This window comes from Streptomyces sp. NPDC102451 (genome assembly GCF_044765485.1).
Lineage (GTDB): Bacteria > Actinomycetota > Actinomycetes > Streptomycetales > Streptomycetaceae > Streptomyces.
On record NZ_JBIWKD010000014.1, the window covers coordinates 63,091 to 81,756 of the forward strand.

Annotated in this window: 18 protein-coding genes; 7 read left to right on the forward strand and 11 right to left on the reverse strand. The window is 73.2% G+C overall.

Annotated features, from left to right (window positions below):
- The 8 genes from ACIRD8_RS26985 to hutU form a co-directional block, all read right to left on the reverse strand.
- Window positions 1-1,689: a hypothetical protein gene (locus ACIRD8_RS26985; protein ID WP_403996700.1), complete on the reverse strand. Its 1,689-nt coding sequence runs from the start codon at window positions 1,687-1,689 to the stop codon at window positions 1-3.
- Window positions 1,690-2,013: 324 nt separating this feature from the next.
- The gene (locus ACIRD8_RS26990) at window positions 2,014-2,796 is read right to left on the reverse strand and encodes a polysaccharide deacetylase family protein (protein WP_403997038.1); all 783 of its coding nucleotides are present in this window, start codon (window positions 2,794-2,796) and stop codon (window positions 2,014-2,016) included.
- A gap of 26 nt (window positions 2,797-2,822) precedes the next feature.
- A complete protein-coding gene (locus tag ACIRD8_RS26995; protein ID WP_403997041.1) occupies window positions 2,823-4,100 on the reverse strand; it encodes a glycosyltransferase family 2 protein in 1,278 nt (425 codons plus the stop codon).
- An 88-nt stretch (window positions 4,101-4,188) separates the two neighbouring features.
- Window positions 4,189-5,271 (reverse strand): GNAT family N-acetyltransferase, encoded by a 1,083-nt coding sequence (locus ACIRD8_RS27000; protein WP_403997044.1) that lies wholly within the window; start codon window positions 5,269-5,271, stop codon window positions 4,189-4,191.
- Window positions 5,272-5,411: 140 nt separating this feature from the next.
- Complete coding sequence (gene hutI, locus ACIRD8_RS27005; protein ID WP_403996703.1) at window positions 5,412-6,593, reverse strand: imidazolonepropionase; 1,182 nt, start codon at window positions 6,591-6,593, stop codon at window positions 5,412-5,414.
- Between the two features lie 107 nt (window positions 6,594-6,700).
- Entirely contained in the window at window positions 6,701-8,071 is a 1,371-nt protein-coding gene (locus ACIRD8_RS27010) for a formimidoylglutamate deiminase (RefSeq protein ID WP_403996706.1), read from the reverse strand.
- Window positions 8,062-9,285, reverse strand: coding sequence for an allantoate amidohydrolase (locus ACIRD8_RS27015; RefSeq protein WP_403997047.1), 1,224 nt, complete (start codon window positions 9,283-9,285; stop codon window positions 8,062-8,064). The genes ACIRD8_RS27010 and ACIRD8_RS27015 overlap by 10 nt, the downstream gene beginning before the upstream one ends.
- A 17-nt stretch (window positions 9,286-9,302) precedes the next feature.
- Complete coding sequence (gene hutU / locus ACIRD8_RS27020; protein WP_403996709.1) at window positions 9,303-10,967, reverse strand: urocanate hydratase; 1,665 nt, start codon at window positions 10,965-10,967, stop codon at window positions 9,303-9,305.
- A gap of 128 nt (window positions 10,968-11,095) precedes the next feature.
- Here hutU and ACIRD8_RS27025 point away from each other — a divergent pair, with 128 nt between their 5' ends.
- The 5 genes from ACIRD8_RS27025 (at window position 11,096) to ACIRD8_RS27045 (ending at window position 14,822) form a co-directional block, all read left to right on the forward strand.
- Window positions 11,096-12,454 (forward strand): APC family permease, encoded by a 1,359-nt coding sequence (locus tag ACIRD8_RS27025; RefSeq protein ID WP_403996712.1) that lies wholly within the window; start codon window positions 11,096-11,098, stop codon window positions 12,452-12,454.
- Window positions 12,455-12,656: 202 nt separating this feature from the next.
- Window positions 12,657-13,061 (forward strand): hypothetical protein, encoded by a 405-nt coding sequence (locus ACIRD8_RS27030; RefSeq protein WP_403996715.1) that lies wholly within the window; start codon window positions 12,657-12,659, stop codon window positions 13,059-13,061.
- Window positions 13,058-13,861 (forward strand): winged helix-turn-helix domain-containing protein, encoded by an 804-nt coding sequence (locus tag ACIRD8_RS27035; RefSeq protein ID WP_403996718.1) that lies wholly within the window; start codon window positions 13,058-13,060, stop codon window positions 13,859-13,861. The genes ACIRD8_RS27030 and ACIRD8_RS27035 overlap by 4 nt, the downstream gene beginning before the upstream one ends.
- Before the next feature lie 38 nt (window positions 13,862-13,899).
- Window positions 13,900-14,370 carry a roadblock/LC7 domain-containing protein gene (locus tag ACIRD8_RS27040; RefSeq protein WP_403996721.1) on the forward strand — a complete coding sequence of 157 codons (471 nt, stop codon included), beginning with the start codon at window positions 13,900-13,902 and terminating at the stop codon, window positions 14,368-14,370.
- Window positions 14,371-14,447: 77 nt separating this feature from the next.
- A complete protein-coding gene (locus ACIRD8_RS27045; RefSeq protein WP_099177260.1) occupies window positions 14,448-14,822 on the forward strand; it encodes a hypothetical protein in 375 nt (124 codons plus the stop codon).
- A 10-nt stretch (window positions 14,823-14,832) separates the two neighbouring features.
- Here the strand turns inward: ACIRD8_RS27045 and ACIRD8_RS27050 are convergent, their stop codons facing one another.
- Entirely contained in the window at window positions 14,833-15,372 is a 540-nt protein-coding gene (locus ACIRD8_RS27050; protein ID WP_403996724.1) for a hypothetical protein, read from the reverse strand.
- Between the two features lie 150 nt (window positions 15,373-15,522).
- The gene (locus ACIRD8_RS27055) at window positions 15,523-16,371 is read right to left on the reverse strand and encodes a MurR/RpiR family transcriptional regulator (protein WP_403996727.1); all 849 of its coding nucleotides are present in this window, start codon (window positions 16,369-16,371) and stop codon (window positions 15,523-15,525) included.
- A gap of 155 nt (window positions 16,372-16,526) precedes the next feature.
- On the opposite strand from ACIRD8_RS27055, the gene ACIRD8_RS27060 reads away from it, so the two are divergent.
- Entirely contained in the window at window positions 16,527-17,108 is a 582-nt protein-coding gene (locus tag ACIRD8_RS27060; protein ID WP_403996730.1) for a thioredoxin domain-containing protein, read from the forward strand.
- 22 nt (window positions 17,109-17,130) lie between these two features.
- Here ACIRD8_RS27060 and ACIRD8_RS27065 read toward each other — a convergent pair whose 3' ends face one another.
- Window positions 17,131-17,934 (reverse strand): maleylpyruvate isomerase family mycothiol-dependent enzyme, encoded by an 804-nt coding sequence (locus tag ACIRD8_RS27065; protein WP_403996732.1) that lies wholly within the window; start codon window positions 17,932-17,934, stop codon window positions 17,131-17,133.
- Between the two features lie 135 nt (window positions 17,935-18,069).
- On the opposite strand from ACIRD8_RS27065, the gene ACIRD8_RS27070 reads away from it, so the two are divergent.
- Window positions 18,070-18,492 (forward strand): hypothetical protein, encoded by a 423-nt coding sequence (locus ACIRD8_RS27070; protein ID WP_403996734.1) that lies wholly within the window; start codon window positions 18,070-18,072, stop codon window positions 18,490-18,492.
- Window positions 18,493-18,666: the final 174 nt, after the last annotated feature.

Genomic DNA, 18,666 nt, shown 5'->3' on the forward strand with positions numbered 1-18,666 from the left:
TCAGGGGCTGTCGTAGCGCAGGACGACGCCGTACTCGGTCCGCTCGACCACGTGGAAGAGCGGCGAGGCGGTGAGGTCCCGGGTCAGCGCGGCGAAGCCGCCGGGGGGCAGCAGCCCCTCACCGGCGGTGTAGATGTCCTGGGTGCGCGTGAGGATGACGTAGGCCGTGGTGCCGGCGGGCAGCCGCGTCGAGAGATAGTCCGCCGGGTCCTTGAGCATCTCGACGTTCTCGGGCAGCTCCTGCTCGGCGAAGAACCAGTGCTCCAGGTGGTCGTAGCGGTGCAGTGCCTTCGGGAAGGAGCCCGTGGTGGCCAGGATCAGCGCCCCCTCGGGGGCCCGGTCGATGGCGCGGGTGACGAGCGCGGTCTCCGCGGGCGGGGTGTAGTTCATCCGCTCCTTGCCGTAGTACGAGGGCATGAACCCGGCCGGCAGCGCGATCAGGGTCACCGGGAGGGCGACCGCGCAGATCCTCCGTACGGCGGGCCGCACCCGGTGCGCCCCGCTGCCTCCGGGGGCCGGGACGAGCGCCGCGGCGGCGAAGAAGGCGGCGCCCGGGAGCGCGAACAGATAGACCCGGAAAAGCATTTCGCCGCCGTAGTCGTTGACCACGAACAGGGGTACGGGCGCTGCGGAGGCCAGCAGCAGCGGCAGGGCGCTGTGCACCAGGCGGCGGCGCAGCAGGAGGGCCGCGCCCGCGAGGACGGCGACGGCCAGCACCATCAGGATGTTGGCACGCCCCGCGAGTTCCGGGCCGGCGCCGGTGAGCTGCCCGGCGTATCCGGCGCGGGAGTTCTGGGTGAGCTGTCCGAGGGAGTCGCGCAGCGTGCCCAGCGTCTCGGTGAACAGGGGGCGGCCCATGGTGAGGTCCCAGGCCAGCATGAGCAGCCCGGCCACGGCGAGGAGCCCGAGGTTGCGGTAGCGGCGGGTGAGGCAGAACGCGAGGAGGGTGACGCAGAGCATCACCGGGGTCAGCTGGTGCACCGCGTTGACGGCCGCGATCAGCGGCACGAGGACCACGACGCAGACCGCGCGCTGCCGGGTGCCGGTGGGCGGCGGGACGGCTGCGGCGGCCGGGTCGAGCCAGGCGCGTGAGCGCAGCCGCCCCGCCGATCCCGGGCGTACGAAGTGCCGTACGACGACGGCGAGCACGGCGAGGTGGAGGAGGTAGGCGAGGCCCTGCGGGGCGAGGTAGTCCTGGCCCACCCAGTTGGCGAGCTGGAAGATCCAGACCGCGGCCCACACGAGGCGCCAGTCCTCGCTGAAGGTGCGGTAGATCAGGATCAGGACCGGCATCATCAGCAGGCCGAGGACGACGGGCGCCCAGTTCAGATAGGCGGCTGCGCTGTCGGCCCCGAAGGCGCGGACCAGCCCGCCGTTGAGCGTGAAGAAGCCGGGCCACTGGTCGTAGGCGGACATGTTGCCGGACAGGCCCTCGCCCGGGCGCAGTTCGCCGTTGGCCAGCAGGTGGTCGATGACGGCGTCGTGCTTGGAGGCCCAGGGGTAGCGCTCCGAGTCGTACAGGACGGCGGGGACGCCCTTGAGCGCCATCAGCAGGGCGGCGCAGTACAGGGTGGGCCACCAGGGGGCGGTGCCCGCGCGGCGGAGACCGGCCAGGAAGCCCGCGGTCAGGACGAGCAGGGAGAGGTAGTAGGTGACGGGCAGCCGGTCCAGGAGGCCGTACTCGCCCATCGAGCGGAACCCGATGTGCGGCAGCGAGGAGATCCAGAGGACGGCCGCCAGGACTAACGGCAGCCAGGTGAGCAGTACCTGGGGTCTCAGCGCACCCGGGAGGCGGCGGGGCGTCTCCCCCGGGGCGGCGCCGGGAGGCAGCACCGGCTCGACGCTCCCCGCGGTGTCCCCCTCGACCGGCGCGGGCACATGCTGTGGCACGGTGCGACTCCCCCCACGGATGTGGTCGCGGCCGTCACGCCGCTGTCCTGTCCCCTAAGCGAAGTATAGGAATCTGCTTCGCCTTTGTGGTGCTCCCGGCCATTTCTCCGCCCGCCACCCGTGTCACCCCGCGAACACCGGCCCCCGCGCGGCGGCCCGCGCCCGCCGGTACCACCGCCAGCCGACGGTGGGCAGCGAGTCGCGGAACGGCGCCACCGGCGCGCCCTCGCCCGCCATCCAGCGCTCGACGTCCCGCACGGTGTGGCTGCGCCGCAGGATCAGCCGTGCGATCCGGTACGGCTCGTCCCGGCCGGAGCTCAGCGCGTGCCGGACGGCCACGGCGGACTCGTAACCGGCGTCCCGGGCGGCGCGGCGCACCCGCACGCTGTTGTATCCGTGCGGGTAGGCGAGGTGGGCCACCTCATGACCCAGGACGTCCTCCAGCGCCGCCTTGGAGTCGACGAGTTCGGAGCGCAGGTCCGCCGCGGGCAGCGTGTCCAGCTGCGCGTGGGTGACGGTGTGCCCGCCCACCTCCATGCCGTACTGCTCCAGCAGGGGCGCCTGCTCCAGGCACATCATCGGCGCGGGCGGCAGCAGGCTGCCCCCTTGGCCCGGGCGTGCCAGCGCACCGGTCGTGAGATAGGCGGTGGCCGGCATCGACCGTCCGGCGAGCGCCTCGGCGGTCGGCCCCGGCAGGTCCGCGAAACCGTCGTCGAAGGTCAGGACGACCGGCCGGTCCGGCAGCGGCTCACGTCCCGCGAGATGGGCGGCGAGGGCGCCGACCGGGACCGGGGTGCGGCCGCAGGCGCCGATCGCGTCCAGCTGGGCGGCGAACTCCCTCGGTTTGACGGTGAATTCGGCGATCCACCCCGGCGGGTCGTCCATCACCGCGTGGTACAGCAGCACGGGGATCCGGGACGCCCCACGCGCGCTCACGCCCCCTCCCAGGGGAGCGGCGCACCTCGGACGGCGAGCCGGGCCCGTACGTACCCGAGGGGGCCGTACAGCAGACCGCGCCGCTCCAGACGGGACAGGTGCCGGGGCCACGGGTAGGTGTACGCGCCGTGCGTGCCGGGAACGCCGGTGCGGCCCGCGGCGTCTGCCGTACGCGGCGCCGTCATCGCGCGGGCATGGGCCAGGCCGCGCGGCAGCCGGGCCAGCAGGGGCGGCAGCAGGGCGGGGCTGCGGAGCAGGAGCGCGGTGAGCGAGGCGGTGAGCCCTGCGCCGTAGCCGTACGCCTGCCCGCACAGGTCCTCCCAGCGCTCCCGGTGGTGGTGCCAGACGACCGCCTCGGGCGTGTAGTGCAGCGGGTGCCCCTCGGCGAGGAGGCGTACGAACGCGTAGAGGTCGTCGCCCCCCTTGGCCGCGGTACCGGTGCCGGTCGCGGGGTCGAAGCCGCCGACCGCCCGCAACGGCCCGGCGCGGAACGCCATGTTGGCGCCGGAGCCGAACCGCCCGGCGGTGAACGGGAAGAGCGGCTCGTCGGCGGGCGGGTGCGCGGGGTCGTAGCGGCGCTCGGCGAACCCCTTGGCGAACCCGCCGTGGCTCTCCAGCAGGACCTGCGCCGGGGTGGTCAGCCTGGCCGGCAGGATCAGGCCGGTGACGCAGGCCGGCCGGGGGTGCTCACCGAAGGGCCGGGTGAGGGCGGTGAGCCAGTGCGGGTCGGCGATGACGTCGTCGTCGGTGAAGGCGAGGACGTCGGACGTGGCGACGGCGATGCCCCGGTTGTGTGCGGCGGCCAGACCGGGCACCGGCTCCAGCGCGTAACGCACGCCCCGGCCGGCGTAGGCGGAGGCCACCAGCTCGCGGGTGGCGCCGGTGGCCGGGGCGTTGTCGACGACCACGATCTCGAAGTCGGGGTGGTCCTGGGCGAGCAGCGAATCGAGGGCACGGGCGAGCGGCGCGGGGCGCTCCCGGGTCGCGACGACGACCGTGGCCCTCGGCACCTCCCCGGCCGGCGGCCGCTCCGGGGCGTCCGGGACGACGATCTCGTCCGCCGCCTGCTTCGCGAGCACGGCGGCCGGATCGTCACCCGCCCTGACCCGCCCGACGACCGTGCCGACCGGGCGCCCGCGCAGCCGTACGAGGGCGAAGAACCGCTGGTCGTCCCCGTCGCGCGGGGTGGTGTCCAGGGGCGGCCCGCCGGGCACCGGCCCCAGCCGTACGCCCGTGCCGTCGGCGGCGTCGAGCTCCAGCTCGGCGACGGCCAGGCCGGTGAGCCGGCCGATGTCGGGTAACCGCGGCGTCTTCCCTGTCTGTCCGTTCCGGTACGGCATCCGGTCCCCCCGGGTCGTGACGCTATGGACGTTTCGGTTCGCGCAGCCGGCCGGCCCGTTCGAGGCCGCGCTGCGCCAGGCCCGCCAGCCGGGGCCGGTTCCGTACGAAGCTGTGGGCGCGGCGGGAGGGCTCGCGGCCGATCCACTGCAGCGCCGCGCCCGGGCCCGGCCTCACCGACGCGCCCTCGTACACCGTGAGCTCACCGGTCTTCAGCGCGTCCTTGTACTCGGCGGCCCCGCGCCCCATGTCGAGCATCCCGATGCCGTCGTCCGCAGCCGCCCGCGCCATCCCCAGATGCAGGATCAGGCCCGGCGAGAACTTCGCGAACGCGGGGTCGTACGCCGGGAACCAGCAGGAGAGCACCGTGCGCGAGCGCAGCCCGAAGTGGGCGGCCACCGGCCGGTCTCCCGCGTACAGGACGGAGAGCAGGCCGGAGCATCCGGGCGCCCGGGTGTGGAAGAGGAACTCCGCCAGATCGCGGATCCACTCCTTGGCGAAGCGGTCGCGGCGGCCGGTCCTGCGGTACTGGGCGGACTTCCACCCCATCAGGGTCCCCAGCACCGCCGGGTCACGCTCGTCGAGGACGAACCGCACCTCCCCGGCGTCGCGGCCGAGCTTGCGCTCCTTGGCCAGGGTGGTCCTGAGGAACTTCGGCGACCGGGCGCGCAGGGCCTTCTCGTAGCTCTCGTAGCCGTCGCCGACGTCGATGACGTACGAGGCGTACGCGCGCGCTGCGTCCGGCTCGAAGAGCTTCTGGCCCTCTTCGAGGTTGTCGAACTCCCAGGCCGAGAGCCCGCAGGCCCGCAGCAGTTCCTTCGTGTCCGGCTCGGACCCGGGGCGCAGCACGGCGCCCTGGACGTCGGAGACCCCCAGGCCGATGGCCCGGCCGTGGCCGAGCCGCCCCCGCTCGAAGGGGAGGAAACCGGCCGTCGCCCCGGAGCCGTCGCCGATGACCGCCACCCGGGCGCGCGGCCGGACGCGGCCCACGGCGAGGGCGAACTCCGGTTCCATGAACGGATGGGCCGGGGCCCCGGACTTGGCCCGCAGCTCCCGCCAGCTCTCGATGTCCCCCGCGCCCAGATCTCCGGGCCTGACCACACGTATGCGCCTGCTGCTCACCAAGACCCCCCGGTCCTACCCCCTGAGCCACGCTGCCCAGAACGGTACCGGGCGCGGTCACCCAGCGGTAGACGACCGCGACATCCCGTGACCGACCGGTGAAAAACGGCTCCGCCGCCGGGGCGTCAGGCGGCCCGCTGTCCGCCCCGCCACACCGCGCTCACCAGCGGGACCCCCGGCCGGTAGGCGAGGTGGACATGGCTCGGCGCGTCCAGCATCACGAGGTCGGCGCGGGCGCCGGGGGTGATGCGGCCGATGTCGGTGCGGCGCAGCGCCGCGGCCCCTCCGGCGGTGGCCGACCAGACCGCTTCGTCGGGGGTCATGCCCATGTCCCGTACGGCGAGGGCGATGCAGAACGGCATGGAGGAGGTGAACGAGGAGCCCGGGTTGCAGTCCGTGGACAGGGCGACGGTGGCGCCCGCGCCGAGGATCCGGCGGGCGTCGGGCCACTGCGCGCGGGTGGAGAACTCGGCGCCGGGGAGCAGGGTGGCGACGGTCCTTCCCTGGCCGAGCGCGTCGAGGTCGGCGTCGTCGAGGTGGGTGCAGTGGTCGGCGGAGGCCGCGTCCAGCTCGACGGCGAGCCGGACCCCGGGGCCGTGGCCCAACTGGTTGGCGTGGACGCGGGGGTGCAGGCCCCTGGCCGCCCCCGCCGTGAGGATCGTGCGCGCCTGGTCCTCGTCGAAGGCGCCGCGCTCGCAGAAGACGTCGATCCAACGGGCGTGCGGGGCGCAGGCGTCCAGCATCGGCCCGGTGACGAGGTCGACGTAACCGGAGGGGTCTTCGGCGTAGTCGGGGGACACGATGTGGGCGCCGAGGAAGGTGACCTCGTCGGTGTGGGTGGCCGCGATCCGCAGGGCGCGCGCCTCGTCCTCGACGGTGAGGCCGTAGCCGGACTTGGTCTCGAAGGTGGTGGTGCCCTGCCGGAGCGCCTCCGCCAGATAGTGCGCGACGTTGGCGGAGAGCTCCTCGTCGGAGGCGGCGCGGGTGGCGGCGACGGTGGTGCGGATGCCGCCCGCGGAGTAGGGGCGGCCGGACATACGGGCGTTGAACTCCGCGGTGCGGTCCCCGGCGAACACCAGGTGGGAGTGGGAGTCCACGAAGCCGGGGATCACGGCCCTGCCGCCCGCGTCGACGGCGTTGTCAGTGGCGGGTGCTTTGCTGGATTCACCGGTCCACACGATGCGGTCGCCGTCGATGACGACGGCCGCGTCCCGGATCAGGCCCAGGGGGGTCCCGTCTCCGAGGGAGGGGTCGTTGGTGACCATGTTCGCGATGTGGGTGATGGCGGTCGTCGTGGTCGTCGTCATCCGGGCACAGCTTTCTTCTGGCGCGGGCTCGGGTCCGGGCCGGACTTCCGGCACGGACCCGAGCCCGGGTCGGACTCGGGTCTACGGTGCGGGGATCCGCCGCGCGCTCAGCCGTACAGCGCGGCGACGGCCGAGGCGAGCGCTCCGGGCACGTCCTCGATCCGTGTGTGCCGGCCGTCCCGGACGATCTGCCGGCCCGCGACCACGGTGTGCCGCACATCGGCGGCGGTGGCGGCGAATACGGCTGCTTCGGCCGCCATCCGCGGCACCGGCCCCGCTGTTCTGACGGAGTCCAGCGCGACGGTGGCGAAGTCGGCCCGCGCGCCCGGTTCGAGCACGCCGGCGTCCGGGCGGCCGAGCGCCGCGTGTCCGTCGGCGGAGGCCGCCCTGAGCAGGGCCGCCGCCGTCCAGTGGCCGCGCACATGGGTGCGCAGCCGTTCGTTCAGCTCCATCGCCCGGGACTCCTCGAAGAGGTCGATCACGGCGTGGCTGTCGCTGCCCAGCGAGAGGGGGGAGCCCGCGCTCTGGAGCGCGGCGGCTGGGCCGATGCCGTCGGCCAGGTCGCGTTCGGTCGTGGGACACATGCAGGTGCCCGTCCGGGAGGAGCCCAGCAGCTCGATGTCCTCGGCCGTGAGGTGCGTGCTGTGGACGGCGGTGGTGTGCGGTCCGAGGACCCCGTGGTCGGCGAGGAGCCGGGTGGGGGTGCGGCGGTGGGCGGCGAGGCAGGCGTCGTTCTCCGCGGTCTGCTCGGAGAGATGGACGTGCAGCGGGACGCCCCGCTCCTGGGCCCAGCCGGCGACGGTGGCCAGCTGTCCCGCCGGCACGGCGCGCACGGAGTGGATCGCGGCGCCGATCACCACCATGTCGTCGTCGCCCTTGAGGAGGGAGGCCCGCTCGGCCCAGGCGTCGGCGGTGGTGTCGGAGAAGCGCAGCTGGTGCCGGCTCGGCTTCTCGTCGAATCCGGCGGCGAGATAGGCGGTGTCGAGCAGGGTGATGCGGATGCCGGCTTCGGCCGCCGCGGCGATGAGCGCCTCGCCCATGGCGTTCGGCTCGTCGTAGGGCGTTCCGCCGGGCGCGTGGTGGAGATAGTGGAATTCGCCGACCGCGGTGATCCCGGCCAGCGCCATCTCGGCGTACGTGGCCCGGGCCAGGTCGTAATAGGTGTCGGGGGTGAGACGGGCGGCCGTGCGGTACATCAGCTCGCGCCAGGTCCAGAAGGTGCCGGTGCCCACCTGGACGGTGGAGCGCAGCGCGCGGTGGAAGGCGTGCGAGTGGGTGTTGGCCAGCCCCGGGACGGTCAGCCCCTCCAGCACGGTGGCCCCGGGCGGCGGTGCGTCGATGCCGGTCCGGACACCGGCGATGCGCCCGTCGGCCACGTCCAGGAGGACCCCCGGCTCGACATGGGTGCCGAGCCAGGCGTGCGACATCCAGTACGTCGCGGTGACCGGTGTGCCCGTCGGTTGCGTTGTCAGCTGCACGCGAGACCTTCCAGTACGTCGGCGAGTGCCCTCACCCCGGCCACGCAGTCGTCCTCCGTGGCGTGCTCGGCGGGTGAGTGCGAGATCCCGGTGGGGTTCCGTACGAACAGCATGGCGGTCGGCACGGAAGCGGACAAAATACCCGCGTCGTGTCCGGCCCCCGTGCCGAGCAGGGGCACCGTGCCCCCACCGGCGTCCGCGCCGTGCGTGCCCCGCTTCTCCAGCACCCGGCGGATCTCGTCCCGCAGCGCGTGCTGGAAGTCCACCACGGGCGTGAACGACTCGCGTACGACGTCGAGATCGATCCCGGCCCGCTCGGCGTGCTCCCGCGCGGCCCGCTCGACACCGCTGACGACGGCGTCGAGTGTGTCCTGGTCGGCAGCCCGTGAGTCGAGCCAGCCCCGCACCAGGGAGGGGATCGCGTTGACCCCGTTCGGCTCGACGGCGATCTTGCCGAAGGTCGCGAGACCCCCGGCGAGCTCCGCCTCGCGCCGGGCCGCGAGCACGGTCTCGGCGTACGTGAGCATCGGGTCGCGGCGGTCGGCGAGGCGTGTGGTGCCGGCGTGGTTGGCCTCGCCCCGGAAGTCGAACCGCCAGCGGCCGTGCGGCCAGATGGCGGAGGCGACCCCGACCGGGTCCCCGGTCAGGTCCAGGGCGCGCCCCTGCTCCACATGGAGTTCGACGAACGCACCGATCCGGGCGAGGCGTTCGGGGTCGGGCCCGATGGCGTCGGGGTCGTACCCGGCGGCCTCCATGGCCTGCGGGAGCGAGACGCCGTCCCCGTCGCGGAGCCGGTGCGCGTTCTCGACGGTCAGCTGCCCGGCGGCGAGCCGTGAGCCGACGCAGGCGAGCCCGAACCGGGCCCCTTCCTCGTCGCCGAAGTTGGTGATGGCGAGAGGTTTGGTGAACACCGCTCCCCTGCGGCGGAGTTCGTCCAGGGCGGCGAAGGAGGACACCACGCCGAGGGGGCCGTCGAAGGCGCCCCCGTCGGGCACGGAGTCGAGGTGGGACCCGGTGACCACGGCGTCCCCGGCGAGCGGATCGCCGAGCCAGGCCCACTGGTTGCCGTTGCGGTCGATCTCGTGGTCGAGGCCGCGCGCCTCGGCCTGCGCCTGGAACCACAGGCGGCAGTCGGCGTCGGCGCCGGTCCAGGCGTAGCGGCGGTAGCCACCGGAGGCGTCGCTGCGGCCGATGGGCCGCAGCGAGCGCCACATGGCGTGGAAGGTGTCGCTCACGCGGTGCCTTCCTCCCGCATCGGGATGCGCACGCCGCGCTCGTCCGCCACCGACTCCGCGATGTCGTAGCCCGCGTCCACGTGCCGGATGACGCCCATGCCGGGGTCGTTGGTGAGGACACGGCGGATCTTCTCGCCGGCCAGCTTCGTGCCGTCGGCGACCGAGACCTGGCCCGCATGGAGGGAGCGGCCCATGCCGACACCGCCGCCGTGGTGGATGGAGACCCAGGAGGCGCCGGAGGCGACGTTCACCATGGCGTTCAGGAGCGGCCAGTCGGCGATCGCGTCGGAGCCGTCGAGCATGGCTTCCGTCTCGCGGTAGGGGGAAGCCACCGAACCGCAGTCCAGGTGGTCACGGCCGATCGCGAGCGGGGCGGCGAGGGTGCCGTTGCCGACCATGTCGTTGAACATGTCGCCCGCCTTGTCGCGCTCACCCTGGCCGAGCCAGCAGATGCGCGCCGGAAGGCCCTGGAAGTGGACACGCTCGCCGGCCATCCTGATCCAGCGGTGCAGCGACTCGTTCTCCGGGAAGAGGTCGAGCAGCGCCTTGTCCGTCTTGTGGATGTCCGACGCCTCGCCCGACAGCGCCGCCCACCGGAAGGGACCCTTCCCCTCGCAGAAGAGGGGCCGGATGTAGGCGGGCACGAAGCCGGGGAAGTCGAACGCCCGGGCGTATCCGGCGAGCTGGGCCTCGCCCCGGATCGAGTTGCCGTAGTCGAAGACCTCCGCCCCGGCGTCCATGAAGCCGACCATGGCCTCGACGTGCGCGGCCATCGACTCCCGGGCGCGCAGGGTGAAGTCGGCGGGCTTCTCGGCGGCGTACGAGGCCATGTCGTCGAAGTCGACGCCGACGGGCAGATAGGCGAGCGGGTCGTGCGCGCTGGTCTGGTCCGTGACGATGTCGACGGGGGCACCCTCGGCGAGCATCCGGGGCAGCAGCTCCGCCGCGTTGCCGAGCAGGCCGATGGAGAGCGGGCGCCGCGCGTCGCGGGCCTCGACGGCCAGCTGGAGCGCGTGCTCCAGGGAGTCGGCCCGGACGTCCAGGAAGCGGTGCTCGATCCGGCGCTCGATGGCGCGCGGGTCGACGTCGATACAGATCGCGACGCCGTCGTTCATGGTGACGGCCAGCGGCTGGGCGCCGCCCATGCCGCCGAGTCCGGCGGTCAGCGTGATGGTGCCGGCCAGGGTGCCGCCGAACCGCTTCGCGGCGACGGCGGCGAAGGTCTCGTAGGTGCCCTGCAGGATGCCCTGCGTGCCGATGTAGATCCAGGACCCGGCGGTCATCTGGCCGTACATGGTGAGCCCGAGGGACTCCAGCCGGCGGAACTCCTCCCAGTTGGCCCAGTCGCCCACCAGGTTGGAGTTGGCGATCAGGACGCGCGGCGCCCACTCGTGGGTCTGCATGACGCCGACCGGCCGCCCGGACTGGACGAGCATCGTCTCGTCCTGCTTGAGCGTCCGCAGCGTACGGACCATGGCGTCGAAGGACCGCCAGTCGCGGGCCGCCTTGCCCGTGCCGCCGTAGACGACGAGCTTGTCGGGGTGTTCGGCGACCTCGGGGTCGAGATTGTTCTGCAGCATGCGGAGGGCGGCTTCCTGCTGCCATCCCAGGGCGCTCAGTTCCGTACCGCGCGGTGCCCGTACGGGGCGGGGTCCTGACATGGCGGTGCCTCCTCGCGAATGTGGCTCTGTTATTCACATCCTGTCTCCCTGAATACTCCTAGTCAACAGGTGAGGTCCTCCCCTCCCCCGGGCAGGCCTTCAAGTCACCACATTCCCGGGGAGGCTCCGTGTCCGCATCGCGGCCCACGAAAGCGTCGACCACGTCCGGTGAACCCGCGCTCAAGCGGGCCATCGGCCCCAAGCTCCTCATCCTGTTCGTCATCGGCGACATCCTCGGCACCGGCATCTACGCCACCACCGGCAAGGTCGCGGGGAAGGTCGGCGGGGCCCTCTGGCTGCCCTTCCTGATCGGCTTCGTGGTCGCGATACTCACGGCGGCCTCGTACGTCGAACTCGTCGGCAAGTACCCCAAGGCGGCCGGGGCCGCGCTCTACACCCAGAAGGCGTTCAAGGTCCCGTTCCTGACCTTCGTCGTCGCCTTCATGGTCATGTGCTCGGGCCTGTCCTCCGCCAGCGCCGCGGCGCGCGCGTTCAGCGGCGACTACCTCGGCGAGTTCACCGACGCCCTGCCGCCCACCCTCGTCGCGATCCTCTTCATCCTCGCCCTCGCCGCGATCAATCTGCGCGGGGTCGCCGAGTCCGTGAAGGCCAACGTCGTCCTGACGCTCGTCGAGCTCAGCGGCCTCGTGGTGATCCTCTCGATCGGCGCCTACGCCGTCCTGTCCGGCGGTGGCGAGCCCTCCCGGCTCACCGAGCTGGAGACGGGCGGCACCGGATACGCCCTGCTCACCGGCGTCCTCGGCGCGACGGCGCTCGGCTTCTTCGCCTTCGTCGGCTTCGAGGACTCGGTGAACATGGCCGAGGAGACCCACGACCCGGCCAGGACCTTCCCGCGCGCCATCTTCATCGGCGTCGCGGTGACGGGCACCATCTACGTCCTGGTCGCCCTCGTCTCGTCCCTGCTGGTCGACTCCCGCACCCTGGAGGGTTCCAGCGGGCCGCTGCTCGAAGTGGTGAAGGCGGGCGGCGTCGACTTCCCGCCCAAACTCTTCGCGCTCATCGCCCTGTTCGCGGTCACCAACTCGGCACTCATCAACATCATGATGGCCTCGCGGCTCTGCTACGGCATGGCCAACGAACGCATCCTGCCCCGCGCGATGGGCAGCGTCCTCGCCAAGCGCCGCACCCCCTGGGTCGGCATCGTCTTCGTGACCGTGCTCGCCGTCGGCCTCGTCTCCACCGGCGAGATCGAGGGCCTCGGCGACACCACCTCCTTCCTCCTCCTCTGCGTCTTCGCCGTCGTCAACATCGCCGTACTGGTGCTGCGCAAGGACCGGGTGGAGCACCGGCACTTCCGTACGCCGACGGCGCTGCCCGTACTGGGGGCCGTCACCTCCCTGATCCTGGCGAGCCCGCTGGCCGACCGGGCCGCGGACGTCTACATCCGCGCCGGGATCCTCCTCCTGATCGGAATCGGTCTCTGGGCGGTCAACAAGGCGGTGATGTCCGCCCAGGAGAAGGCCTGACAACGGGCGGAGGCGGACCGGATCCGCCACGGGACGACAGCCGGCCGGACGACGTTCCGGCCGGCTGTCGCGCGCCCGGCCACGGTCCCTTTACACCGCCCGCCGCATGTACCTATGGAAAATGCCAGAACTCCCACCAGGCGCGCACACGTTGCGTAGCCTCTCCATTACATCCGCACGCCACGTCGGGAGGGAGTTCGCGTTGCCCGGAATCGACGAATGTCTGATCGAGGTCATGAGACTGCCCGGTGCCCGGGGTGCCGCGGTGGTCGACTGGACGAGCGGTCTCGCGCTCGGCACGATCGGCGAGTCGCCCAACGGCGACCACGAGGCCACGGCCGCCGAGACGGCCGAGGTGGCGAGGATGGCCGCCGAGCAGCCGGTCTTCGCGCAGGCCGACGCGCCCACCGGGTTACCGGGGCCGCCCGCCCCCGCCGTCGAGGACGTCATCGTCACCACCGCCCCCGGCTACCACATCCTCCGTTTCGTCGAAACGGCCTTCGACAGCAGCGTCTTCCTCCATCTCTGGCTGGACCGTGCGGAGGGCAACCTCGCCCTGGCACGCATACGGCTCGGCGAGATAGCGGAGCGGCTGGTCCTGGCATGAGACCCACCGCGACCGCCCCGCCCGTCGCACCCGAACGGGCGGCGCCCTCCCCGATGCTGCAGCGGCTCGAGGCGGAGCGCGCCACCGGCGCACTGATGCGCGACCGCGGCACCCTGTACCTCGCCGACGGACAGGTCGTCCACGCGGAGAGCCCGGCGACCCCCGGGATCGACATCCTGCTCACCACCGGCGGAGCCCTGCGCTCCGAGGGCTGGTGGGACGCGGTCGCCCAGGCGGGTGCCGGACAGCGGGTCGGCCGCTACCTCGTGGACAGCGGCCGGGTCCCCGGCGGCGCCCTGGAGCTCTGCCACCTGGGCGCCCTGTACGACGCGGCCTTCTTCGCCCTGGCCCCCACGCACACACCGGCCCGCTTCCGTTACGGCGTCTCCCACTGGATCGGCCCGGTCCGCCCCGTACCCGTGCACGCCGTGCAGCGCGAGACGCTCCGGCGCCGGGAACTCCTGGACCGGATCTGGCCGGACGCGCTCACCGACAGCGCACCGCTCGCCCCCACGGCCCACCCGGTCGACGCCCCGGTCCCGCCGCGCCAGCGGCGCGTCCTGGCCCTGGTGAACGGCGAGCGCACGGCCACGGACATCGCCCAGGAACTGGGCCGCTCGGCCTTCCACATCCTGGTCGACCTGCGCCGGCTGGCGGCCGCCGGACTGGTCGAAGCGGTCCGTCCCGCCGCCGGACCCGCATCGGGGTCCGGGCAGGGCCGCATCACGCTGCCCGAGGTCACGACCGACCCCGATGTCGCCCTGCTGCGCCGGCTCAGAGACGCATTGGAGGCCTTGTGATACGCGCGCTCAGACAGCGTGCCGGGAGGAGACAGCTGATGGTGCCCGAGGCAGAGGTAAGGGACGTCCTCGACGAGCTCCAGCGGTTACGCGCCCGGGTCCCGCTCCTGACCGGTGCACTGGCCGCCAGTACGGACGGCCTGGTCGTCGCCCAGGACACCCCCGGCATCGAGGCGGAAGGCGTCGCCGCACTGACCGCCGCCGCGCTCGGGGTCTCGATCCGGATGACCGACGCCACCGGACGCGGCGGCTTCCGCGAACTCCTGATCCGTGGCGAGAGCGGCTACATCGCCACCTACGCGGCGGGCTCCTCCGCCGTCCTCACCCTGCTCGCCGAGGACCGCATCAACGTCGGCCGTCTCCACCTCGAAGGCCGCCGCGCGGGTGCGCGCATCGGCGAAGTGGTCGACGCCGCGCAGGACCGCCCCGACCGCCCCGTGCCGCCTCCGCGGCCGCAGCAGTCGCCGCGGGCCCTGCCCCGCCGCACCACCCCACCGGATGCCACGTGACACCCCGCACCACCCGGCAACGCACCACCCAGCAGCGGACCGGCCACCGGGCCGGCCAGGGAAAGGAAACGAGCACTATGGCCAACACCGAAGCGTCACTGAAGGATGCGATGGCGTCGATCGAGGGGACCGTCGGTGTCGCACTCGTCGACTACACCAGCGGCATGGCGCTGGGCACCCTGGGCGGCGGCAAGGACTTCAACCTGGAGGTCGCCGCCGCCGGGAACACGGACGTCGTCCGCGCGAAGCTCCGGACCATGGAGCACCTGGGCATCAAGGACGAGATCGAGGACATCCTGATCACCCTCGGCGCCCAGTACCACCTGATCCGGCTCCTCAAGACCCGCGGCAGCAACGGCCTGTTCCTCTACCTCGTCATCGACAAGGCCAGGTCCAACCTGGCGATGGCCCGCCACCAGCTGCGGAAGATCGAGGCGGAACTGGAGGTCTGATCCGGCTCCCTCACCGGCGGCGACGCCGCGCCCCACCGGGCGCGGCGTCCCCCGCCATGGGACCGGTCGTCCGGTACGCCTTCACCCGGCTGCCCGTGGGCCGGCCGCGCTCCACCCAGTCGGTGCGCACCCAGTACAGGGCGTCGTCCCGCCGCTCCCGCTGCCCGATCCGGGCGGCCTTCAGCCAGAGCCCGGCACCGGCCCCGGCCAGCACGAGTCCGCCCGCACCGGGCAGCACGTACGCGCTCGCGACCGCCACGAGGAACGCGCCGGCCAGCCACCAGCGGTATTCACGCCGCCGGTTCCGTACGGTCACGTCCCGGTCCTGGAGGAAGTCGCCGCGCCCGGCCCGTGCGGCGCCCCTCGCGAGCTCCGCGTACCGCCCCGTGCGGCTGAACGCCACGGCGGCCAGGGTCACCAGGAACAGCGCGGCCCCTGCCAGCAGGCCGATCCGGCGGCCGGTGAGGCCCGGGACGAACGCGCCGACGGCAGCCGCCAGCAGCCCCGGCCACCACAACGGCGCCGCCCCGGCCCGTACGATCACGGCCACCCTCGCCAACGACTGCGCTCCGCGCCCCACGTCCGTACCCCTCTCACGCGGTTCCCTGTCGACCTTCTGGGCGCGGAGATTAATAGGCACAGATGAGCGATCTCTGAGAATCGGCGGAGGCGGGCCGTCCGGAGCACCGGCGCCCGCCGGTCACTCGACGAACAGCCCCCGCGCCGCGGCCCTCGCGTCGAACTCCTCCAGCCGGGCCTGCGCCTCGGGCAGCCCGTCGCACATGGCCTCCAGCAGCACCCGCCCCAGCAGCATCGGCGCACACGCGGTGTCGAAGGCCAGCCCGGTCCCCACGGCCCCCGGGATCAGCAGATCGCTGTGGGCCGCCACCGGTGCGAACGCCGAGTCGGCGACGGTCACGACGGTCAGCCCCTGCTCCCGGGCGTACGCCAGCGCGTCCACGACCTCGCGCGGGTGCCGCGGCAGCGCGAAGCACAGCAGCACGCTCGCACCGGCCCGCCTGGCGGCGTCGACGCGGTCGTGCAGCATGCTGCCGCCCTCGTCGACGACCCGCACATCCGGGTGCACCTTGGCGGCGAAGTACCCGAACCCCCGGGCCTGCGAGGACGCGGCCCGCAGCCCGAGCACGAGCAGCGGCCTGGACCCGGCGAGCAGCCGCCCCGCCCGCTCCACCGGGGCAGGGTCGGCGAGCAGTTCGGACAGCTGCCGCAGGTTCTCGATCTCGGCCCGCACCGCCTGCTGGTACTCGTTGAAGCTCTCCTCCACGCCGTCCCCGCCGGCCGGCCCCTCCGGGGTGACGTCCCTGAGGTGCTTGCGCAGGGCGGGGTACCCGTCGAACCCGAGCGCCACCGCGAAGCGGGTGACGGACGGCTGGCTGACCCCGGCCAGCTCGGCCAGCTCCACACTCGACAGGAACGGGGCGTCGGCGGCCCGCCGCACCATGGAGTGCGCGATCCGCCGCTGGGTGGGCGTGAGCCGCTGCCCCTCGAAGAGCCGCTGCAACCGCGCAGCCGGGCTGCTCCCGCTCATGCTGTCCCCTCCACCTGTCCGCCGCGCCGGTCCGGCACCGAGGAATCCATTCAGCCAGCAAGCGGTCTGCATGTCCATATACAGCCCGCGTCCCGTGCGGCCCGCTCCCCGCCGCTCGCATTGCGGGACCGTCCTCGTCTGCCGACCCTGGGGGCATGATCCCAGCCAATACGAGAGGGCCCGGCGGTGTCGTCGTCCGCTACGGCGACACCGAGGCCGCGCACGTGCTGAGCGTCTACGCCGATCTGCGCTGCCCCTACTGCAAGCGCATGGAGCTGGGCCTCGGAGCCGTGATGGAGCAGGCCGCCGACGAGGGCCGGTTCGCGGTGGACCACCATTTCGGCACGTTCATCGACGACTCCGCGGGCGGCAGCGGCTCCCTTGAGGCGCTGGCCGCGCTGGGGGCCGCCGCGGACGAGGGGCAGAAGCCGTTCATGCACTTCCTGCGGGCGCTGTACGCCGATCAGCCCAGCGAGGACGTGGACGCCTTCGCCGACCGGGCCACCTTGCTGCGGCTGGCCGACGAGGTCGCGGCGCTGCACACCGACGCCTTCCGGCAGAAGGTCATGGAGCGCACCTATCTGCCCTGGGCGGCGCAGGTGTCGGCCGCCTTCGAGACCAGCGGCGTCCGGTCCACCCCGACGGTCCTGATCGACCGCACCCCGGTCTCCGTCATCAACGCCATGGGATACGCGGTGACGCCCGAGGCCTTCCTCGCCGAGGTGACTCCCCCGTGAACCCGGCGTCCGCCCATCACGCTCAGAACACCACGCGGGCCGCCGTCAGCGCGGCCCGCGCCCCGGGGTCGCCCTCGATCTCCAGGCCGCCGCGCACCGGCCGCCCCGACACGTGCCGGGCGAAGTCCACGGCGTCCGCGTGGAGGGTGGCCGCCGGGGTGCCGATGCCCAGCAGACGGCGTCCTCCGGCGGGGCCGCTCAGGTCGAGCTCCACGGCGGGCCCCGTCCAGGCGAGGGCCAGGTCCAGCACCACCTGGTCCACGATCTCCCGGTCGTGCCCGTCGAGGATCAGCTCGCCCCCGATGGCGTCACAGAGGTCCACCCGGTGCATCCAGGTGTCGCGGGCGACGAGGACGTTGCCGAGGTAGTCCATCGAGTCGTCGGGCAGGGCCTTCGCCTCCGGGTAGAGCAGACTCAGCCGGACCCTTCGCCGGGCCGGGGCGGGCATGCGGCGCAGCGCGATGAGGCCCTGGGGGGCGAAGTGGGCGAGGGCGCCGATAAGCTCACGGCCCGGAACCGCCTTCCGGTCCTCGATCTGGCTCTCGTTGTGCCCGTCCAGCGGGCCGAGGTGCGGATGGGTCCGCGCGGCCCTGCGGATCCGGCGCACCGCGACCCAGGGGCGCGGCACCTCCTCGTACTGGCCGACGGTGTGCGCCAGCATGTCCCGGACCGTCCAGCCGGCGCAGACGGTCGGGCGCCTCCAGTCCTCGTCCGAGAGTTCACGGAACGTGGAGAGCGTCGCCCGCAGCTCGGCCTCGTTGACCAGCCGGGCCCGTCTCCCGGACGTCCGGGGAATCGCACGGGCGGAGGATGTCGTGGTGGCCATGGGCGCGCCTCCCGTCTCCGGTCCTCCGGCAACAACGCTACGCCGACGGGGCCCGGCACGCCCTGCGCGACGGGCCGCCGAAACAGGGGGGCTAACCCCACTGACCCGGGGGCCCGCGGTTCGTACCGTAGGCGTATGGAAGCCCGTGACCCTGAGCTCAGGCGAGAGCTCGACGCGACCCTGCAGGCCCGCAGCGAGCTGGGGCCCGACTACGAGTCCGCGCTCATCGACTCGTTCCTGGAGAAGGTCGAGCAGCGGCTCGCCGGCACGCACGACCAGCGGACGAGGCGCCTGTACGCCGAGCAGCAGATGGCCGCCGCCCGTGGCACCGTGCGGCCCGCCGGGCCGGCCATCGGCACCTTCGGGGAGCGGTTCGGCTTCGGGGTCGTCTCCCTGGTCCTGGCCATCCCCCTGTCCGCGATCGGCGTCGCGAACGCCGGGATCGAGGGGCTCGTCGTGGCCTGGCTGGGAATCGTCGGCGTGAACGCCGTGCACGCCGCCCGCACGTGGCCATGGGCCCGGGGAAAGCGGCGTACCGCGTCCGACTGGGACGGCTGAAACAGCTGGGAGCAGGGAGCAGCTCCGCATATGAATAATCGCGGGGACCGCCGCACCCCCGGTTGCCCGGAGGGCGGGACGACGGCGGTCCCCGCGAGGGACGCGGTCCCGGGTCAGGGCCGGGTGCCGCGTCCGGGCGACGGTGGAGGTCCGGGAGCCGCTCCGTAGTCCGTG

Coding starts and splice junctions, on each gene's coding strand:
- ACIRD8_RS26985 (WP_403996700.1), bottom strand. CDS start 1,689: ATGGGCGAGTACGGCCTCCTGGACCGGCTGCCCGTCACCTACTACCTC.
- hutI (WP_403996703.1), bottom strand. CDS start 6,593: ATGACGACGACCACGACGACCGCCATCACCCACATCGCGAACATGGTC.
- ACIRD8_RS27015 (WP_403997047.1), bottom strand. CDS start 9,285: ATGTGGCGCTCGCTGCGGCCCATCGGCCGCAGCGACGCCTCCGGTGGC.
- hutU (WP_403996709.1), bottom strand. CDS start 10,967: ATGTCAGGACCCCGCCCCGTACGGGCACCGCGCGGTACGGAACTGAGC.
- ACIRD8_RS27035 (WP_403996718.1), top strand. CDS start 13,058: ATGAGACCCACCGCGACCGCCCCGCCCGTCGCACCCGAACGGGCGGCG.
- ACIRD8_RS27040 (WP_403996721.1), top strand. CDS start 13,900: ATGGTGCCCGAGGCAGAGGTAAGGGACGTCCTCGACGAGCTCCAGCGG.
- ACIRD8_RS27045 (WP_099177260.1), top strand. CDS start 14,448: ATGGCCAACACCGAAGCGTCACTGAAGGATGCGATGGCGTCGATCGAG.
- ACIRD8_RS27055 (WP_403996727.1), bottom strand. CDS start 16,371: ATGAGCGGGAGCAGCCCGGCTGCGCGGTTGCAGCGGCTCTTCGAGGGG.
- ACIRD8_RS27060 (WP_403996730.1), top strand. CDS start 16,527: ATGATCCCAGCCAATACGAGAGGGCCCGGCGGTGTCGTCGTCCGCTAC.
- ACIRD8_RS27065 (WP_403996732.1), bottom strand. CDS start 17,934: ATGGCCACCACGACATCCTCCGCCCGTGCGATTCCCCGGACGTCCGGG.
- ACIRD8_RS27070 (WP_403996734.1), top strand. CDS start 18,070: ATGGAAGCCCGTGACCCTGAGCTCAGGCGAGAGCTCGACGCGACCCTG.